At 38.5% G+C, this 351-nt stretch carries 1 pseudogene; it reads right to left on the minus strand.

Features of this window, described 5'->3' with window-relative positions:
- Positions 1–126, minus strand: a pseudogene (locus A6E03_RS20120) (IS110 family transposase); the annotation flags it as partial.
- Between the last annotated feature and the right edge of the window lie 225 nt (positions 127–351).

Here is a 351-nt window from a genome sequence, read left to right on the forward strand (position 1 = left end):
TTCTTTGATGCCTTTAGCATCATTAGAAACAGAAAAGAAAAGACCGATAGGTCTGATGAAAATGTCTAGTTGAGTTTTACCGGTATCAACACCGACATTGATGCTTTGAAATGTAGAATGATTCATAATAAGCTTACTCTTGTTTGCTATAATACGGGTTCGAGACCCAGTCGACTATTCGAGTGTAGGCTTGGAGTTTATACAGCGTTCGCGTTTGTTATCGGTCTCTCGATAGAGGAGCCATGCATCAATCGAACTACTGTATAAATCAACTTTAGTTGCAGCTAAAGTCTGGGTCTCACTTTACCCTAATTGAGTGTTTATTATCCATACAAATGCATCAACACGATT

Origin of the sequence: Aliivibrio sp. 1S128, from assembly GCF_001691065.1 — a bacterium.
In the GTDB taxonomy this organism is placed as follows: Bacteria; Pseudomonadota; Gammaproteobacteria; order Enterobacterales; family Vibrionaceae; genus Aliivibrio.